Origin of the sequence: Mangrovimonas yunxiaonensis (assembly GCF_000733475.1) — a bacterium.
Lineage (GTDB): Bacteria > Bacteroidota > Bacteroidia > Flavobacteriales > Flavobacteriaceae > Mangrovimonas > Mangrovimonas yunxiaonensis.
Map to the genome: position 1 here is coordinate 633,283 of NZ_JPFK01000005.1, position 20,012 is coordinate 653,294.

The 20,012-nt window shown below is 40.4% G+C and carries 13 protein-coding genes and 1 tRNA gene; 11 read left to right on the forward strand and 3 right to left on the reverse strand.

Annotated elements, in window-relative coordinates; genetic code table 11:
• Positions 1 to 97 precede the first annotated feature (97 nt).
• The 3 genes from IA57_RS07005 to IA57_RS07015 are packed head-to-tail and all read left to right on the forward strand — an operon-like array spanning position 98 to position 7,304.
• Positions 98 to 1,276, forward strand: coding sequence for a Pycsar system effector family protein (locus IA57_RS07005; protein WP_036121105.1), 1,179 nt, complete (start codon positions 98 to 100; stop codon positions 1,274 to 1,276).
• Between the two features lie 4 nt (positions 1,277 to 1,280).
• Positions 1,281 to 3,623 carry a hypothetical protein gene (locus IA57_RS07010; protein WP_036121406.1) on the forward strand — a complete coding sequence of 781 codons (2,343 nt, stop codon included), beginning with the start codon at positions 1,281 to 1,283 and terminating at the stop codon, positions 3,621 to 3,623.
• A 27-nt stretch (positions 3,624 to 3,650) separates the two neighbouring features.
• The gene (locus tag IA57_RS07015) at positions 3,651 to 7,304 is read left to right on the forward strand and encodes a metallophosphoesterase (protein WP_036121107.1); all 3,654 of its coding nucleotides are present in this window, start codon (positions 3,651 to 3,653) and stop codon (positions 7,302 to 7,304) included.
• Positions 7,305 to 7,357: 53 nt separating this feature from the next.
• On the opposite strand, the gene IA57_RS07020 is transcribed toward IA57_RS07015, so the two are convergent.
• Positions 7,358 to 7,433, reverse strand: a tRNA-Phe gene (locus IA57_RS07020).
• 100 nt (positions 7,434 to 7,533) lie between these two features.
• Here IA57_RS07020 and IA57_RS07025 point away from each other — a divergent pair.
• From IA57_RS07025 to IA57_RS07055, 7 genes are all read left to right on the forward strand, one after another.
• The gene (locus IA57_RS07025; protein WP_036121110.1) at positions 7,534 to 8,262 is read left to right on the forward strand and encodes a type III pantothenate kinase; all 729 of its coding nucleotides are present in this window, start codon (positions 7,534 to 7,536) and stop codon (positions 8,260 to 8,262) included.
• Positions 8,262 to 9,575, forward strand: a complete 1,314-nt coding sequence (locus IA57_RS07030; protein ID WP_036121112.1) for a membrane protein — start codon at positions 8,262 to 8,264, stop codon at positions 9,573 to 9,575. The genes IA57_RS07025 and IA57_RS07030 overlap by 1 nt, the downstream gene beginning before the upstream one ends.
• A 21-nt stretch (positions 9,576 to 9,596) precedes the next feature.
• Positions 9,597 to 10,973: a tetratricopeptide repeat protein gene (locus IA57_RS07035; RefSeq protein WP_036121116.1), complete on the forward strand. Its 1,377-nt coding sequence runs from the start codon at positions 9,597 to 9,599 to the stop codon at positions 10,971 to 10,973.
• Positions 10,974 to 11,005: 32 nt separating this feature from the next.
• The gene (gene lptC / locus IA57_RS07040) at positions 11,006 to 11,527 is read left to right on the forward strand and encodes an LPS export ABC transporter periplasmic protein LptC (RefSeq protein WP_229730260.1); all 522 of its coding nucleotides are present in this window, start codon (positions 11,006 to 11,008) and stop codon (positions 11,525 to 11,527) included.
• 33 nt (positions 11,528 to 11,560) lie between these two features.
• Complete coding sequence (locus IA57_RS07045; protein WP_036121122.1) at positions 11,561 to 11,752, forward strand: hypothetical protein; 192 nt, start codon at positions 11,561 to 11,563, stop codon at positions 11,750 to 11,752.
• Positions 11,753 to 11,760: 8 nt separating this feature from the next.
• Positions 11,761 to 13,050, forward strand: coding sequence for a hemolysin family protein (locus IA57_RS07050; RefSeq protein WP_036121125.1), 1,290 nt, complete (start codon positions 11,761 to 11,763; stop codon positions 13,048 to 13,050).
• A gap of 100 nt (positions 13,051 to 13,150) precedes the next feature.
• The gene (locus IA57_RS07055; RefSeq protein WP_036121128.1) at positions 13,151 to 15,277 is read left to right on the forward strand and encodes a SurA N-terminal domain-containing protein; all 2,127 of its coding nucleotides are present in this window, start codon (positions 13,151 to 13,153) and stop codon (positions 15,275 to 15,277) included.
• 49 nt (positions 15,278 to 15,326) lie between these two features.
• On the opposite strand, the gene IA57_RS07060 is transcribed toward IA57_RS07055, so the two are convergent.
• Entirely contained in the window at positions 15,327 to 16,241 is a 915-nt protein-coding gene (locus IA57_RS07060) for a GYDIA family GHMP kinase (protein ID WP_036121131.1), read from the reverse strand.
• The gene (locus IA57_RS07065) at positions 16,241 to 17,557 is read right to left on the reverse strand and encodes a hydroxymethylglutaryl-CoA reductase, degradative (RefSeq protein WP_036121134.1); all 1,317 of its coding nucleotides are present in this window, start codon (positions 17,555 to 17,557) and stop codon (positions 16,241 to 16,243) included. The genes IA57_RS07060 and IA57_RS07065 overlap by 1 nt, the downstream gene beginning before the upstream one ends.
• A 218-nt stretch (positions 17,558 to 17,775) precedes the next feature.
• Between IA57_RS07065 and IA57_RS07070 the strand changes: the two genes are divergently transcribed.
• The gene (locus tag IA57_RS07070; RefSeq protein WP_036121137.1) at positions 17,776 to 20,010 is read left to right on the forward strand and encodes a S9 family peptidase; all 2,235 of its coding nucleotides are present in this window, start codon (positions 17,776 to 17,778) and stop codon (positions 20,008 to 20,010) included.
• The last annotated feature ends 2 nt before the right edge of the window (positions 20,011 to 20,012 follow it).

Genomic DNA, 20,012 nt, shown 5'->3' on the forward strand with positions numbered 1-20,012 from the left:
GGAGAGATCTTGACCAATCTGGGAATAAAAAATAACGGTATGAGTAACCAAATTACTTTATCTGGTTTCCTTTTTGTTTTATCATTATCTTTACAGTATGCATAATAATCTTTTACAGCTTACAGAAGCACATGTGGTAGAATTGTTGAATCGTCAGCTTTCGCCTAAAAATTATTACCATAACATTCAGCATACCCGGCGGGTTGTTGCATTGGTAAATACTCTGGCCGAGCAAGAAGGCTGCAGCGATAAAGAGCTGCTTTTGTTGCAATTAGCGGCTTGGTTTCATGATGTAGGCTATGTGCATGCCGATTTTAATCATGAAGAGCAAGGTGCCGAGTTGGCCACAGCTTTTTTAACCGACAAGGGGTTAACTCCAGATGAAATACAGCAGGTGGCTCAGTTAATTTTAGTCACTAAAAAAGGCATCGAACCACAAAATAAACTAGAATACATTATAAAAGATGCCGATTGCGGCCATGTGGGACATGAAGATTTTATGGATGTTTCAGAGAATCTGCATACCGAAATAAGCCTAAAAAAAGGCGAGGACATCCCAGAGAACGATTGGCTTATGGGGAATGTAAATTTCTTAAAGAACCATAGGTTTTATACAGCACATGCTAAAAAAATGTGGCAGCCGCAAAAGGAGATCAACCAGTTTAGGGTGCAACAAAAAATAGACAAGCTAAAAGTTAAGAAAATAAAAAAAGCCAAAGAAAACAACAAGCTTGGCAGGGGGGTAGAAACCTTGTTTAGGGTACAGCTAAAAAACCATATAGAACTAAGTGCCATTGCCGATACAAAGGCCAACATCTTACTTTCGGTAAATGCCATTATTATTTCGGTGGCGTTAACCAGTTTGGTGCCAAAGCTAGACAACCCTTCTAACGCCTTTTTGGTCATCCCCACGCTTGTACTAACGGTTTCTAGTGTGATTTCCATTGTGTTGTCGGTCATGTCTACAAGACCCAAAGTGTCTAATGTCGAGGTCACGCGAGACATGATTAAAAACAAGCAAACCAACATCTTGTTTTTTGGTAATTTTTATAAAATGACCCTAGAGGAATTTGAGTGGGGTGTAGATTATTTAATTGAAAATGATGATGTGCTCTACAATGCCTTAACCAAGGATTTGTATTACTTGGGGCTGGTGTTAAAACGTAAGTATAGCCTGTTGCGGGTAACGTATACAGTTTTTATGATAGGAATTATTATTTCGGCTTTAACCTTTATGTTTAGTTATTACATAATTGTTAGTGGCCATAGTTTATAAGCAAATGAAGAAGGTAAAACAGATAGAATTGGGCCCCTTTAAAATGGTATACTCATTGCGTTTTCTAAAAGAAAAATACGAACAGATTTTTCGGGAAGGCGATGACGTACAAAAGCAACAAGCCAAACAAGCGTTAAGCGTGTTCGAAAAACACCCGGTTTTGGCAAACGGAACAACTTCTGAAGCAGCTTTTTTAGAAAATAAAGAAGCACTAGGTTTTTTAATGGGGCAACTGTTTCCTGTGGCCTTAACAGAAAATGAAATAAAAGTGGCTGTTTTGCCGTATACCAATCAGCCTTTTTTCATGTCGCAGCGAATGAAAAAAATAGTCGATCTAGGCAATGAAATTGATATTTTTGGGGAGTTATACAGAGATTACGACAACTCCCTAGATCTGCTTACCTACGCCATTATTCTTAACAAATACTACAAATACGATGTGGATTTCGACCGGCCAAAAACCATTTCGGTAATTAATGAAAACGGCGAAAAAAAGCGGTTTAGAGCAGCCTTTAATGGCGATTTTTTAGACATTTATCCCAATGAGAATGCTATTGAAATTACCCAGGACATCCTAAACAAATTGTTGGCCAATGCCAACGATAAAGCAGTTTGGAAAACGTATTTTCCAGAAAACTCATGGACCGTAGAAGGCTTTGGCATTGTTAACCTTCTAGACACAACGCTAGATGAACAAATCGATGATTTTAAAACCCATTTAATCGAACCAAATCGGGAGAGTTTCGATAGCTTGGCAGAAGACATTAGGCGCATATTCAATCTGCCTAATTTACAGGTGGGAAGCTATGGCGTAGACCATAAAAGCATTGTGCCGCCGTACGATAAACATTTTAACACTTTAACCATCTCCTCTTCCGATAAGATTTCTATCGATAATTACGCGTGCTGCGATTTTAACAGGCTTTTGTTCGAGGATGTTAAACCAGTTGTTATCTCTAATGTAGAGCAGTACCATGACAATTGTGGCGGCAGCAGGCTAAGTAAAATTTTGTTAGAGAAGGGGTTAAAGAGTGTTGCCCTAATTCCTATTTCGGTAGATGGAGATATAGAGTTTGTTATAGAGCTGGCAACCGATAAAGTCAATCAGCTAAACGCCATTAATATGGTTAAGCTAGAAGCGATTATGCCGTTTATTTTAAGCTATTCCCGAAGAACCATTAACGAGTATAACAACGAGATAAGCGCTGTTATCCAAGAGGAATGTACCTCCATACACCCATCGGTACAGTGGCGTTTTGAAGAAGAAGCCAGTAAGTTTATCTTGGATAGAAATTATGGCGAATCGCCCGTGTTTGAAGAGATTGTGTTTAAAGATGTGCTCCCGCTTTATGGGCAAACCGATATTGTAGCCTCTTCAAAAGCCCAGAATAAGGCCATTATAGAAGACTTAACAAAGCAGCTAAGTCAAGCCAAGACCATTTTACAGGATCAAATTCACGATAAAAGCCTGCCCTTTTACGAGCAGCTCATCTATCAAATAGATAAGTACTTACTGGGGTTAGTAAAAGATTACCATGCTAATACAGAGCAGGAAATAAACTTGTTTTTTGGCAACAAGCTTTTTCCGTTATTTAAATACCTGTTAAGTACAGAAAATCATAACGAAATCACAGCCTTTTTAGATACCCTAGACCCAGATACCAAAAGCCTATATAACGCCCGAAAAAAATATGACGAGACGGTTAGCTTGGCAAATAAGCTGTTATCGTCCTTCTTGGATAAACAGCAAATAAAGGCCCAGAAAATATTTCCGCATTATTTCGAAAAATTTAAAACCGATGGAATCGAGCATAACATGTACGTTGGGCAGGCCATATCAAAATATCACCAATATCACGAAGTAGCACTTTACAACTTGCGATTATGGCAGCTTCAGGCCACTTGCGAAATGGAGGCCATGTATTATACCAAGCAGCAAGAGTTCCCTTTAAAACTTGAAGTAGCGTCTTTAATTTTAGCTTACGATGTGCCAATAAACATTCGCTACCGTATGGACGAAAAACAATTTGATGTTGATGGGGCCTATAACGTGCGTTACGAAATGATAAAAAAGCGCATAGACAAAGCCCACATAAAAAATACCAACGAGCGGCTTACCCAACCGCATAAACTATGTGTGGTGTATTCCAGTAAGGCGATAGAGCGGGAGTACTTAAACTATTTCGAGTTTTTACAAGCCAAAAATTATATCGGTAAAAACATAGAGGTGGTCGAACTGGAAGAATTGCAAGGCGCTAGCGGTATTAAAGCCATAAGAGTAGATATGAATCATGATTTAAAACAAGTAAAAGAGGTCTTTACGGTTAAAGACCTGCAAGTGGTTTAATATGCTAAGCGTAAAGAAAATCAGCCTATGAAATTAAAGCTACTAGGTACAGTTTTGGTGTTATTTTTAGTTGGTGGGTGTGCAACACTACAAACCAACCAGCAAGCCTTGGATACGCGCCAACTAGATAATATAAATGCCAATACCCTTAATATTTTTCTTATCGGAGATGCAGGTTTTCCCAATAAAGACGGGTCGCCGCCACACGCTCTAGGTGCAATGCAAGAACAGTTTCACCAGGCAGGGCCAGAGGATTGGCTTTTGTTTTTAGGTGACAATGTTTATCCTAAAGGCATTTCAGAAACACATACCCAAGCCGATATCCGTGCTTTACAAATGCAATTGGATGTTGCCAAAACCTTTCCGGGAGAGGTTTTGTTTATTCCGGGGAACCACGACTGGTATAGCGGCGTTGAAGGATTAAAACGCCAAGAAAAGTTAGTAGAGGAAGCTTTAGGGAAAAACACCTTTCAGCCGGAAAATGGCTGCCCCATAGAAAAAATAGAAATTAACGATGAGGTGCTGCTTTTGGTGGTCGATTCCCATTGGTACATTACCAATTGGGACCGGCATCCCACAATTAACGATGCTTGTGAGTTTAGAACCCGACACGATTTTTTAGAGGAATTTAGAAGCGAAATAAAAAAAGCCCGGGGAAAAACAACTCTTGTCGCCATCCATCACCCTGTGTTTACAAATGGGACTCATGGTGCGAACTACAGTTTTTCAGACCACATGAAACCCATTCCAGGTTTAGGAACACTTAAAAACATACTAAGGTCGACCAGCGGCATTGTTAATGCCGATATTTACAACCAGTTTTATAATGACCTGCGCCAAAACTTGGTTGCAGCGGCACAACAAAACGACAGGGTCATCTTCTTATCGGGCCACGACCACTCATTGCAATACATACAAACAGAAGGTCTCGCGCAAGTTATTAGTGGTTCTGGAGCCAAAACAACCGCTGTTAAGGTAAAAAACAAGTCCGATTATGGCGAAGGAGCCAATGGTTATGCTGTGTTAAATGTCTATAACGACAAAACTACCAATGTGCAGTTTGTTAATACACAGCGCAATCAAATAGCGTTTAAAAAAACAATTCATACCAAAGAAGATACCACAACGGTAAGCTATCCACGAGAATCCTTCAAGCATGTAACAGCGGCTATATATACCAAGGAAGAAACGTCAAAAAGCAAGATGGGCAAGTGGCTTTGGGGTAAACGTTTTCGCGATAGTTACAGCACACCGGTAAAGGCTAATGTGGTTTATTTGGATACGCTTTATGGCGGTTTAGAGCCGTTTAGAAAAGGTGGTGGCACCCAGTCTAAAACATTGCACCTCAAAGCAAAGGATGGTAGGCGTTATGTTATGCGTGCCATGAGAAAGCAGGCGGCGCAATTTGTACAGGCGGCCCTGTTAAAGGACCAGTATGTTGAAGACGATTTTAAAAACACCCAATCGGAGGCTTTGCTCGAAGATCTTTTTACGGGCTCGCATCCGTATGCGGCATTTACTATAGCAACACTTGCCGAGGCTATAGCGTTGCCTCATTTAAACCCGAAGCTGTACTACATTCCCAAACAAGAAGCCTTAGGGCGTTTTAATACCGATTTTGGCAACGAGCTGTATATGTTGGAAGAACATCCTTCCGATGGGCATTTAGAGTTGGGTAGCGATGGCTTTACAGGCGATATTATAAGTACCTTCGATATGATGCAGGAGGTGCAAAGCGATGAGGATGTTGTAATAAATGAAACGGCATTTGTTAAGGCGCGGTTGTTCGATATGCTTATTGGCGATGCCGATAGACATCAAGACCAATGGCGTTGGATGGCTTATGAAGAAAACGGGAAAACCATTTACCATCCGTTGCCTCGCGATAGGGATTTGGCATTTTCTAGAATGTCCGATGGGGCCTTGCCCAGCCTAGCGGTGGCGCTTTTTCCACCTGCAAGGAAGTTTAGAGCCTACCAGCCCGATTTAAAAGATGTAAAAGGGTTTAACATTTCTGGTTTCCCTTTAGATGTTGCTTTTACGTCAATGAGCGATCCAGCTGTTTGGGAGGCGCAGGCGCAATTTATTCAAGAGCGTATGACCGATGAGGTAATCGATAAAGCCTTTGAGTATTTTCCGGAAGCGCTGGACGTTCAAATTAAAAACGATATTGTAAAAACACTAAAGCAACGCCGTAAAAACCTTCAGAAAATAGCAGGCAGATACCAAAAACTACTTCATAAACACGCCGTATTAAAAGCAACCGATAAGGACGATTACATTAAAATTGAAGCAGGAGAGCATGGAGCCGTAACGGTTAGCATGCTGCGAAAAAAAGGCGACGCCTATAAAGACCAGTTTTACTACAAAACATTTACCCCTTCCTTAACTAAAGAAATATGGATTTATGGGTTGGACGATGACGATACGTTTGAGGTTTTTGGTACACTTAAGAAAATAAAGGTTAGGCTAATTGGTGGGCAGAATAACGATGAGTTTATTGTTGAAAACGGTAGAAACGTTATAATTTACGATTACAAAACCAAAAAAAACACCTTTAATCGTGCCCAAAAGGCGACAGTAAAACAAACCGATGCCTACGATATAAATGTGTATAACTACAGAAAGTTAAGGAATAACGAAAACCTGCTCTTGCCAAAACTAGGGTATAACCCAGACGATGGCGTACGGTTAGGCATGTCTAGCACCTATAAAACGTATGGCTTTGAGCAAAATCCATTTACTGGGAAGCATCAATTTCAAGCCGACTATTTTTTTGCGACTAGAGGCTACGATTTAAAATACCGAGGGGAGTTTGCACATGTGGTTGGCCGGTTAAATCTGGTGGCTAATGTGGTGTTTCATAGCCCTAATTTTAGTTTAAATTTCTTTGGTTATGGCAATGAAACCAAAAATCACGATGGCGCTTTTGGGATGAATTACAATCGGGTGAAAGTGCGGGAGTTTTCTGTGGCTCCAGCCCTGCGGTGGGATTCCAAGCGCGGCAGTAGTGTGGCGGCAGGGGTGTCTTATCAATCTATAGAAGTGCACAACACCAAAAACAGGTTTGTTAATGCGTTTAATGTCTTGCCCGACTATTTGTTTGATGAGGTGAATTTTGGTGGGGTCTATGCAAAATTCAATTACACTAATACCGATAGTAAAGCCTACCCTACAATGGGATTAAACTTTAATTTAAACTTGGGCTATACCCGAAATCTCGATGTTGGGAATAGCGATTTTGTTTATGTGGTGCCATCGGTAAATGTGGTTCATAAATTAGATTACGAAGGGCGGTTGGTGCTGGCTTCGTTGGTAAAGTCGCACTTAAATTTTGGCGATGGCTTCGAGTTTTATCAGGCCGCAGCCATTGGAGGCTCTGATGGGCTTCGCGGGTTTAGAAACCAGCGTTTTACAGGACAGCAGGCATTATACCAAAACACCGATTTGCGTTACAGCTTCAACCGTTTTAAAACGCAGTTAATCCCTTTGCATGTAGGTGTGTATGGGAGTTTCGACTATGGTAGGGTATGGATAGAAAACGATACCTCTAAAAAGTGGCACACCTCTTTTGGGGGCGGGCTTTTTATTAATGCTGTCGATGTGCTCTCGGCCAATGTAGGGCTTTTTAATTCCGATGACGGTACCCGGTTAACCGTGGGCTTAGGGTTTGGATTTTAAAAACCACAACCTGCTATAAACCAAAAAACCCTGACAGTTGTCAGGGTTTTTTCTGGTGGTGCCTCCAGGAATCGAACCAGGGACACAAGGATTTTCAGTCCTTTGCTCTACCAACTGAGCTAAGGCACCAGTCGCTTAATTGCGGATGCAAATATAACGCCATTTTTAAAATTACAAAAATAAAAGATATAAAAATTCCTTTTGTATTTTTGAAGCTATAAAAAAACAGATGAATTTAATTATAGATGTAGGCAATACCGCAATTAAATGGGCGGTCTTTAAGGCACAGGACTTGGTGTTTAAAACCAGTGAGTTACAAGGTGATTTTAAAGAAAATGCGGCGGCCATTTTTAAGGAATTTCCCGAAATAGTACAGGTTGTGGTGTCTTCGGTAGGGCATCTTCCCGAAAGTGATATAAGTTGGTTAAAACAACGTGCAGAGCTATTGGTTTTAAACCACGAAACAAAATTACCCTTTCAAAATAAATACAAAACACCAAAAACATTGGGTGTAGATAGGTTGGCATTAGTAAGTGCTGCGACAGCGCAATTTCCGCAAAAAAACGTCTTGGTTATCGATGCGGGAACCTGTATAACCTACGATTTTTTAAGTAGCGAAGGAGTGTATTTTGGCGGTGCTATTTCTCCAGGAGTAAACATGCGCTACCAAGCATTAAATGCATTTACAGCAAAATTGCCTTTGTTGGAAAAAGCGTTGCCCGAAAGTTATGTAGGAAACACGACAAACCAGGCCATTCATGCCGGTGTTGTGTGTGGGGTTTTAAACGAGATTGATGGGTTTATTGAAAAATATAGGCGCCAATATCCAGATTTAACAGTTATTTTAACAGGAGGGGACGCTAATTTTTTGTCTAAACAATTAAAAAGTAGCATATTTGCCAACTCTAATTTTCTTTTAGAAGGTTTGAACCATATATTACGATTTAATTTAACTTAATGATAAAGAAACTTTTAATTGTTTTCGGTGTGCTGTTTGCAATAACTGGATATGCCCAAGAAGACACGACCTCGCCTTATTCCTTTTACGGCATAGGAAGCTTGAAGTTTAAGGGGACAGTTGAAAACAGAAGCATGGGAGGCATTAGCATTTTTACAGATAGTATACATGTTAACCTAAGAAACCCTGCTTCGTATGCGGGCCATAATTTAGCGACTTTTCAGGATGAAGGAAGGCCAGTTAAGTTTGCAGTAGGAGGAAGCCATACAACGGCAAAACTTAAAAGCAACTCTGGAAGCGACAGATATAGCAGCTCGACCTTCGATTATATTGCCTTGTCAATTCCGATGCAAAAATTTGGTGTAGGATTTGGCCTATTGCCCTTTACATCTGTAGGCTACAAATTAGAATCCTCTAGCAGCCGCGGCCTGGAAACCAGATTTAGAGGCGACGGTGGGGTGAACAAAGCCTTCTTGTCGTTAGGGTACCAGATTACCGATGGCTTAAGCGCAGGAATCGATGTAAATTATAACTTCGGAAACATACAGAACAATACCATCGCGTATGTTTATAATTCAGACAATACATTGGCACGCTACCAAACACGAGAGGACAACAGGTCTGACCTTAGTGGGTTTAATGTTAATTTTGGGGTGGTTTACAAGCGCATGCTGAATGAGACATTAGAACTAACATCGGCCATGACCTATACTCCTAAAAGCGAATTAACCTCTAAAAATCAAAGGGAGTTTAACACCATAAACATAACAACCACTGGAGAAGAAGTCATAGCCAATACTATAGCCGCCGATTTAGCGTCTGCAGGATTAGAGGAAACCAAGTTGGTTATGCCCGCCAAGTTTTCTTTTGGCGCAGGAATTGGACAACCAAGAAAATGGTTTGTAGGAGCCGAGTATACGCTTCAGAAAACAAAAGATTTCACCAATAAATTTTACAACACCAGCCAATCTGTAACAGGAACGCAATATAAAAATGCTTCAACATTTGCCCTTGGTGGATTTTATATTCCAGAGTACAATTCGTTTTCAAGTTACTTAAAACGCGTGGTTTACCGTGCCGGATTAAGGTTCGAGAATACAGGGTTAAACATTCAAGGTGAAGATGTGAAGGAGTTTGGCATATCTTTTGGAGTAGGATTACCAATGGGAAATCTGTTCTCCAATGCTAACCTTGGATTTGAGATGGGTAAAAAAGGAACTGTTAACAATAATCTAATACAAGAAAACTTTGTTAATATTAACTTAAGCCTGTCGTTAAACGATAGATGGTTCCAAAAAAGAAAGTATAATTAAGGTCAGATAAATTAACGAATTATGAAAACTAAAATTGCATTATTATTAACCTTTGTGTTTTTAGGATGGGGTGCTGCCACAGCCCAAAATGAAGATTTAAACACGCTTTCCATCATGACAGAGTATGCGAAGTCTAAAAACTACGACGCCGCATATAAACCGTTTATGGAATTACGCGAGAGAAATCCAAAATACCATAGAGGAATTTATAAGTATGGAGAGGATATTCTTGAGCATAAAATAGAAAACACAACAGGTGCAGAACAAGTTGCCTATATTAACGATATGATTAAGCTTTGGGATGAAAGAGCTTTACACTTCTCGGCCAATACCCCAAAAGGTGAGTACGGTGCCAAAGCGTGTCAGTTAATGTACGACTACAGAAAAGAATTAAATAAATCTAGCGATGAGTTGTACAAGTGTTTTGACGATGCCTACAAAGCAGACCCAAAAACCTTTACCAACCCAAAATCGTTATATACATATTTTTCGTTAATGGTAGATCTTTACGATGCCGGGAACAAGCAACCAGCAGAATTATTTAACAAATACGACGATGTTGTTGAAAAGGTAGAGAGCGAAGTAGAAAACTATTCTAACAAGCTAAACAAGCTAATAGAAAAAGAAGATGCTGGTACGGCTTTAACGTCTAAAGACAAGTCGTACAAAAAATATTATGAAAGCTATTTAAAAGCATACGACCAAATTTCTGGGAGTATAGATAGCAAGTTAGGTGAAAGAGCAAATTGCGAAAACTTAATCCCGCTTTACACCAGAGATTTTGAAGCAAACAAAAACGATGCGGTTTGGTTGCAAAGAGCTATGGGTAAAATGTACCAAAAAGAATGTACAGACGATCCGTTATTTGTAAAGATTGTAGAGCAAAAAAATACCATCGATCCAGATTCAAACACGGCGTTCTATGTGGGAATCTTAAAGGATAAAGCTGGGCAATCATCAGAAGCGCTTAAGTATTACGAGCAAGCCTTAAAGTTAGAAACCGATAACTTTAAGAAAGCAAAATTATACAGCAAAATAGCATCTAAACTTAAGGCTAAAGGTAGCTACGCTAAGGCGAGAAGCTATTACAGAGAAGCTTTAAAGTTAAACCCATCTAATGGTAGACCACACTTGGCTATAGCTTCGATGTATGCAAGCAGCGCAAACAGCTGTGGCGATACAAACTTTAACAAGCGTGCCGTATTCTGGTTGGCTGCTATCGAAGCTGAAAAAGCGGGACGTGTAGACCCAACTTTAAAGAGTGCCGCTGCACAATCTGCTACAAGCTACAGAGCTAAAGCTCCTCAAAAATCTGAGATCTTTAGCGAAGGTAACGCAGGACAAACCATTAACATTGGATGTTGGATTGGCGCTAGCGTTAAAGTACCAACAATCTAATGGGTGAACACTCAAAACATATTATAAAACTTATGGTCACAGCATGCGCTGTGACCATGTTTTTTTCGTGCAAAAGCAACTTCGAAGACGTTAAGAAAATAGGCGTTTCAGAAAACGAGCCCATAGGCGTAGCCGAGCACATTAACCTAAAGTATACAGACTCTGGGCGCGTTACAGCCAATTTGTTAAGTCCCAAAATGCTAGACTACTCAAACAGAGAGTTTGCGTTTAACGAGTTTCCTAACGGGATAACACTTTATCTTTTTGATGAGCAAGACCAAAAGAGTACGGTGCTTGCAGATTATGCCATTGTGTACGACAAAACAGGCCTTATCGATATGCAGGGCAATGTGGTGTTGGCATCGGCAACAAAAGACACCCTCTATGCCGATCAGCTGTTTTACGACCAGAAAAAAGAATGGCTGTTTACCAACCAAAAAGTAACGTTTAAAACAGGACGTGACCGTATAAATGGCACAGGCTTCGACTCTGACGTGAAATTTAAACAAGCCCAGGTTCTGGAAATCGATGGGATTATCACACTTGACGAATAATTCACTATCTTTACGTCTTTAATAGACTTTTATATGAAAACCAAACTGTTTAAGTTTTTTCAGTACGCTTACCTGTTCTTCGCGGTAATCTTTCTTTACGATGCCATAAGCAAGTATATGGCCAATGGAACTATAGCTTATATGTCACTGCTTTTAGCGGCTACAGCAGTTTTTATGTTTTTCTTTAGAAAACGATTTAATAAAAGGTTCGAGGATAAAGATTAGTAGTGCTTATGGGAGCAGAGGTTCTTATTATTATCGTATCCCTAATTTTATCGGCGTTTTTCTCGGGTATGGAGATTGCGTATGTGTCTTCAAACAAAATTCACATCGAAATAGAGAAAAAACAAACAGGCATTCTAGCTAAAATCCTTACAAAACTTACAGCAAAACCGTCAAAATTTATTGCGGCCATGTTAATTGGCAACAACGTAGCCCTAGTTGTTTACGGGTTTTTTATGGGCGATTTGCTAGTGGCGTGGTTTCAGTCGTTTTTGCCCTCTAACATAGGGCTTATTAACTATTTGTTCGATGAGCTGAGCCTATTGTCGCAAACAATAATCTCGACATTGGTTATTTTGGTAACAGCAGAATTCTTGCCCAAAGTGTTTTTCCAGATTTATGCCAACAAACTTTTAAAGGTATTGGCCTTGCCCGCTTATGTGTTCTATAGATTGTTTTCTACAGTGTCGCGGGTAGTCATGTGGATTTCCGATGTTATACTAAAGTATGTGTTTAAAACCGAAGGCGATCAGGTGCAGTTAGCCTTTTCAAAAGTAGAGTTGGGGCATTATATTAGCGAGCAAATGGAATCGGTAGAAGAAGACGATGAGGTTGATAGTGAAATACAAATCTTTCAAAATGCCTTGGAGTTTTCCGATGTAAAAGCCCGTGAGGTTATGGTGCCAAGAACCGAGATTGTAGCGGTAGATGTTACCGAAACCCCAAAAAACCTAAACAAACTATTTACCGAAACAGGCTACTCTAAAATCCTAGTGTTTAAAGATACCATCGACGATATTCTAGGCTATGTGCACTCTTTCGAGCTGTTTAAAAAACCAAAAACGGTCAAGTCTATTATCATGCCCGTCGAGTTTGTGCCAGAAACCATGCTTATTAAAGATATTTTAAACGTGCTTATTAAAAAGCGCAAAAGCATGGCCATAGTCCTCGATGAATACGGCGGGACTTCTGGCGTAATGACCGTAGAGGACATTGTTGAAGAGCTTTTTGGCGAGATCGAGGACGAACACGATACCATAGTCCTAACCGAAGAACCCCTAAATGAAAACACCTATAAGTTTTCGGCCAGACTAGAAGTCGATTACCTAAACGAAACCTACAAGCTGGAGCTTCCCGAAAACGAAAATTACGAAACTCTTGGTGGGCTTATAGTCGCCCATACAGAGGAAATCCCACAGCAAAACGAAGTGGTGGTTATTCCGCCTTTTCAATTTACCATCCTAGAGGTGTCCAATACCAAAATCGACTTGGTAGAACTTAAAGTCCTGCAAGAAGACTAAAATACTTAAGGGCTTTGTAATTAATGGACTCTTCTGCTTTTATTATTAAATAGAAAATGGTATTTTCGCGCACGATAAATTTTAATCAACATAGTAAAGAATGGCAGTTTTAAATAATATTAGAAAACGCGGATTGTTTTTAATCATTGTTATTGCGTTAGCATTATTCTCATTTGTATTGGCAGATTTGTTTAGAAACAGCGATGCCCTTATGAGCAAATCCCAAAATGTCGTGGCCACCATTAACGGCAAAGACATCACCAGAGAGGACTTCATGCAAAAGGTAGAACTTGCACAACGACAAATGGGCGGTGCAGGAACCACAACACAAGCCATGAACCGTGTATGGGATCAGGAGCTTAGACAAGCCGTGTTGGAAACACAATTTGAAAAATTAGGCCTAAGCATAGAGACCGATGAAATGAGAGATTTGTTGAGAACCAGTTTGGCGACCAACCCAAATTTTCAAAATGAAGCCGGACTTTTCGACGAAGCAAAACTAAACGAGTACATTGCCAATTTAAAAGCAACCTCAGAAATAGCCTATGCCCAATGGGTAGATTACGAAAACAGCATTGCCACCAACTCATTACAGCAAGATTATTTTAATATGGTTAAAGCTGGAATGATGGGTACCGTTGCCGAAGGCGAATTGGAGTACAAACTGCAAAACGATAAAATAGACATTAAATTTGTACAGCTGCCTTACGCCTCTATCCCAGATAGCACCATTACAGTGTCTAAAGGCGACATCCAAAACTACATCAAAGCACATGCTGCCGAGTTTAAAGTAGATGAAACCAGAGACCTTCGTTATGTGAAGTTCGAAGAAGTAGCTTCTGTAGCTGATGAAGACCAAATTAAAGCCGACCTTGAAGAATTACTAAAAGGACGTGTAGAGTATAACGAAACAACCAAAGCAAACGACACCGTACAAGGCTTTGGAACAGCAACCGATAACAAGGCGTTTATCAACGCAAATTCTGATATAAAATTTAACGACCGTTTTCAGTTTAAATCAGAAATCTCAAAAGCAATTGTCGATAGCGTTTACAACCTAAACGTAGGCGATGTATACGGCCCTTACAAAGATGCAGGTTTCTTAAAGCTAACAAAACTTATTGCAACTAAAAACTTACCAGATTCTGCTCAAGCAAGACACATCTTAATTCCGTTTGTTGGTGCTGCTAGCGCTGCTGCCGATGTTACCCAAACAGAAGCCCAAGCCAAAGCAACAGCAGATAGCTTGCTAAGCGTTTTAAAAACCGATATTACAAAGTTTGATACTTTTGTAACCGATTTCTCTTCAGATTTAGGAAGTGTTGAAAACGGCGGAAGATATGAGTACTTCGGATACAACCGCATGGTGCCAGAGTTTAGAGATTTTGTGTTTGAAAACAACAAAGGCGACTTGGGCGTTGTTAAATCTAACTTCGGATTTCATATCATAGAAGTAGAAGGCCACAAGAACACACAAAAGGTGGTTAAACTAGGCACAATCGCCAGAAAGATAGAAGCTTCAGAAGCAACCATAGATAAGGTGTTCGCCGATGTGTCTAACTTCGAAATCGCTTTAGAGAATAAAGATTTCGAAACTTTAGCAAACGAGAACAGTTATGCGGTGCGACCAGTTAACGGGGTAAAAGCTTTAGATGAGAACATTCCAGGGTTAAATGCACAAAGACAAATTGTTCGTTGGGCTTTTGAAGAAGGCACAAAAGTAGGCGATTACAAGCGTTTTACCGTGTCTAATGGATTTGTTGTTGTACAAGTAACGGCTAAGCACAAAGCTGGTTTAATGGATGTTGAGCAAGCTTCGGTAAACGTATTGCCTAAACTTAGAAAAGAGAAAAAAGCCGCCCAAATTCGCGAGCGCATCTCGGCAACAACTTTGCAAGACCTTGCAACGGCCGAAAATACAACAGTAAAAACATCAATGGCCATCAACATGAAAAACCCAACCATCTCGGGTGCCGGTTCAGAACCATTGGTAGTAGGTCAGGCTTTTGCGTTAAACGAAGGACAAACCTCAGGTTTAATCAATGGCGACAAAGGGGTGTATATGGTAGAAGTAACCAAAAAAACACCAGCAGTCGATTTAGAGAACTACCAAGGGTTTTCTTTCCAAGTTGAGCAACAAAAAGCAAATAGCGTAAATTCTAAATTGTACGAAGCCTTAAAAGAAGCTTCAGAAATTGAAGATAATAGAGCTAACACCGTTCAGTAAAAAGGTGTAACACACAAAAAAGAGTCCTACAGCAATGTAGGACTTTTTTTTATAGAATCATTTTTTCAAAAGGAATAACGGTATTAAAGCCTTTTTGGGCAAAATAAGCGGTTGGGTCTTCCTGGCTACAGGCCAGTACAAAATCGCCTCCCCAGGCACCAAGACTCTTTACGCTGCCAGAAAAATCTGAAAACAACCGCTCTTTTACTGGCTGCTGTTTAATAATTTCCCCAATAAGCTGTTCGTGCCTTTCCACAAGATTCGAAAACGTTTCTAATGTATCGGCTTGGATGATGTCGTGGGTTATCTGGCTAATTTGTGTAATAGTTTGTGCCTTGTTAAACAACGCGGCCTTGTACTGGGCTATGCCCTCACGACTGTTTTGCTTGTTGTTTAAGAAAACAAAATAGAGGTGTGATTTAAACGCTGGGTTAAACGGCAGTGGCGTTATTTGCCGTTCTGTAGCCTCGGGTGCTGTATGGCGAATTAATTGGTAGCATAAGGCCGTTTTTGCATTGGCACAAGCAATGTCGTAACCGCTACCACCAAAGGTTTTATCCGATAATTTAAAAGGATCAACCTCTGCCCATTGGGCAATGTTGTTAATTAAGGTTGAAGAGGATCCTAGCCCCCAATCACGCGGAAAAGTGAGTCGTGTTACCACTTTAGCGCCTTGGGTTAAAAAATGGGGGTTCATTTTCTTGGCTTCGTTAAGAAGGCGTGCGAGCCACGTTGTGGTTTCATCCTCTGTTTGGCTGGTTATACCAGTTGGTTCCAACTTAAAGCGGTTGGTGTACCAAAGGGTGTTGGTGTTGGTTAGGCTTTCCCAAATAAGAGAGTTGTCTGCAATGGGGCTAACCTCTAAATACTGACCGTAAGTTGTTGGCAAGGCCAAAGCCTTGGCGCCATCAAGTACAACATATTCGCCGCTTATAAGAAGTTTGCCTGAGCTGTAAAATTCCATTACGAACGCAATTTTTCAAGGGCTTCTACAACAGCGCTGTGGGTTACGGGATGGGTTTTAAAATGCGCAATCAATTTGCTTTTTTCGCTGTCGGAAGCTTCAAACTGGTTTAAAATATTCATCAAATGCATTTTCATGTGCCCCTCTTGTATGCCTGTTGTGGTTAACGACCTTAAAGCGGCAAAGTTTTGCGCCAGTCCGGCAACAGCAACAATTTGCATAAGTGCTTTTGCTGTTGGTTTGTGTAAGAGTTCTAACGATAGTTTTACCAGTGGATGAAGGCTCGTTAAGCCCCCAACGGTACCAAGTGCCAAAGGAATTTCAATCCAGAAAATAAACCTGTCCCCTTCAATCTTGGCATGTGTTAAACTGCTGTATCTGCCATTTCTGGAGGCGTAGGCATGAACACCAGCCTCAACAGCGCGAAAGTCGTTTCCGGTAGCGAGTACAACAGCATCAATACCGTTCATAATGCCTTTGTTGTGTGTAACGGCACGATAAGGTTCTACTTCGGCAATATTTACCGCTTGCACAAATGTATTGGCGAACGCTACGGGATCTATATCGCTATTTTCGGTAAGCTCTGCAATAGGGCAGCTAACCTCGGCCCTTACCAAGCATTCTGGCACATAGTTGGAGAGAATGCTCATAATCACCTGAATGTCTTTTTCCTTGTCTGTAAAGTCAGTAAAATCGTTGGCAGCAGCTTTAAAGGTTTTGGCAAATGCTTCTAGGCAGGAGTTTATAAAGTTGGCGCCCATGGCATCTAAGGTCTCAAAAGTGGCGTGCAGCTGGTAATACCCAGGAATGTCTTGGGTTTTATCGCGAAGCACAATATCTAAAATACCGCCCCCGCGTTTTTCCATGTTTTTTGTAATGGGCTTGGTCGCTAAAATGAGCTTGGGCTTAACGTGGTTAAAAAAAGCGGTAAGCTTGGCCTTGTCGCCAGCATACATAAAGTGAACCTGCCCAATTTTTGTGGTAGAGAGCACTTCGGCCTTAAAACCACCGCGATCCAACCAGAATTTTGCGGCCTTACTGGCAGCAGCAACCACCGAGCTTTCCTCTATGGCCATAGGAATGGTATGCATTTTACCATTAATTAAAAAATTGGGCGCAACGCCTAAAGGCAAATAGTAATTGGTAATGGTATTTTCTATAAACTCGTCGTGTAGTTGTTGTAGTTTCTCGTTGGTATTCCAGTATTGTTTAATAATGCTTTTGGCATTTTTGTTGTTGCTGAAATACGTATCTACAATCCAATCTATCTTTTTGGTTTTAGAGAGTTTCGAGAACCCGGAAATCGATTTGCTCATATATATTAGTGCTCGCTATGGGAGACTTCAATGCTAAGGTTACACGTTAATTTAATCCTGTTCTGTAGGTAAGAACGGCGTTTTTAAACAACAAAGATACTATTCTTGTGTCATTATTCGGTTTCATACGTTATAATTGCTTATTAAACTGTTAATGTGTACGGTTTTTTGAGTATTTTTTAGTAAACTTGACGACATTTTACCAAAAAAAATAATTCATGGGATTTTTGAAGTCTTTGCCCCTCATTTTCTTTTTTGCCATAACCTTGGTAACTGCTCAAGAAAAGGACATAACATTAGATGAAATTTGGAATGGAACGTTTTCTACACAGCGTATGGATGCGTTACACTCCATGAAAAATGGCCAACAATATTCGGTTTTAAATTTTGACCGACAAGCACGAAGCACCTCTGTAGATGTGTACGATTATAAAACCTTAGCGAAAGTGAAAACTTTGGTGAGTTCGGCCAATATTGAACAAATGCAATATTTTACCAACTATACGTTTAGCCAAGATGAAAGCAAACTTTTACTAGCCTCAGAGGTCGAATCTATTTATAGACACTCTACCGTTGGGAAATATGTTGTTTACGATACAAACACACAAAACACCACCTTGGTGGCTAATAAAAAAATTCAGGAGCCTACCTTTTCGCCAGATGGTAGTAAAGTGGCTTATGCCTACAAAAACAACCTTTTTGTAAAGGATTTAAACTCGGGAGCAACCAAGCAAATAACCTTCGATGGCGAAGTGAATAAAATAATTAACGGGATTACAGATTGGGTTTACGAAGAGGAATTTGCCTTTGTAAGAGCGTTTCAATGGAATGCCTCTGGAGATAGAATTGCTTTTATACGCTTTGATGAAAGTGCAGTGCCAGAATTTTCTATGGATGTTTACGGTACAGGACTTTACCCAGACCAACAAGAGTTTAAGTACCCTAAGGCTGGCGAGGCCAATGCTGTGGTATCGTTACATCTGTACGATCTGAAATCGGATAAGCTTAACGAAATACAGGTAAGCAAAGACTACAACGATTTTTATATTCCTAGAATTAAATGGACCAAGGATAGCGATGTGCTAAGTGCACAGTTTATGAACAGACACCAAAATGAGTTGGATTTGTGGATGATAAACACCAAAAACAACAACAAGACCAAACTGGTGCTGGAAGAGACCGATAAGGCCTATGTAGACGTTACCGATAACCTAACCTTTCTTAAAGACAATAGCTTTATATGGACTAGCGAGAAAGATGGGTTTAACCACATTTACCACTACAGTAAAGACGGCAAGTTAATCAATCAGGTAACGCTAGGTAATTGGGAAGTTACCAACTATTATGGGTACGATCCTAAAACCGAAAGAATCTTTTATCAATCTACCGAAAATGGCTCAATCAACAGAGACGTTTACGCCATTAAATTAAACGGTAGAGACAAAGTGCGTTTAACAAAAAGCGAAGGGACCAATAGCGCTGCATTTAGTGCCGATTTTTCATACTTCATCAATACGTTCTCCAATGCTACTACGCCGCCAGAATACACCTTAAACAATGCGGCAAGCGGCGATTTAATAAAAAGCATTAAAGACAACGATAAGCTAGCCGAAAAACTGTTAGACTATAAAACGTCAGAAAAGGAATTTACCACCATAAACATAAATGGTAACGACCTAAACATGTGGATGGTAAAACCCGCCAATTTCGATGCAAAAAAACAATACCCCATGCTTATGTATCAATACTCGGGGCCAGGATCGCAGCAGGTGGCAAACCGCTGGAATGGGGCAAACGATTATTGGTATCAAATGTTAGCGCAAAAAGGCTACATTATTGTTTGTATAGATGGTCGCGGTACCGGGTTTAAAGGGGCCGAGTTTAAAAAGGTTACCCAAAAAGAATTAGGAAAATACGAAGTGGAAGACCAAATAGCAGCCGCAAAAAAATTGGGCGAGCGGCCTTATATCGATGCGTCTAGAATTGGAATCTGGGGCTGGAGCTACGGTGGTTTTATGAGTAGTAATGCCCTGTTTAAAGGCAACGATGTGTTTAAAATGGCCATTGCTGTTGCGCCTGTAACAAGCTGGAGGTTTTACGATACCATCTATACCGAACGCTACATGACCACACCACAGGAAAACCCTAGCGGCTATGATGACAACTCACCATTAAGTCATGTCGATAAGTTGAAGGGCGACTTTTTATTAATCCATGGCTCGGCCGATGACAATGTGCATTTGCAAAATACCATGCGTATGGTAGAAGCGCTAATTCAAGCCGATAAACAGTTTGAATGGATGGTTTATCCAGACGATAATCATGGAATTTATGGCGGCAATACCCGATTGCACCTATATAAGAAAATGACCAACTTCATAGACAACACCCTAGGCGATAAGCTTAAAAACGACGCTTCAGAAGAAAACGATCAAGTGAAAATTAAATTATAATA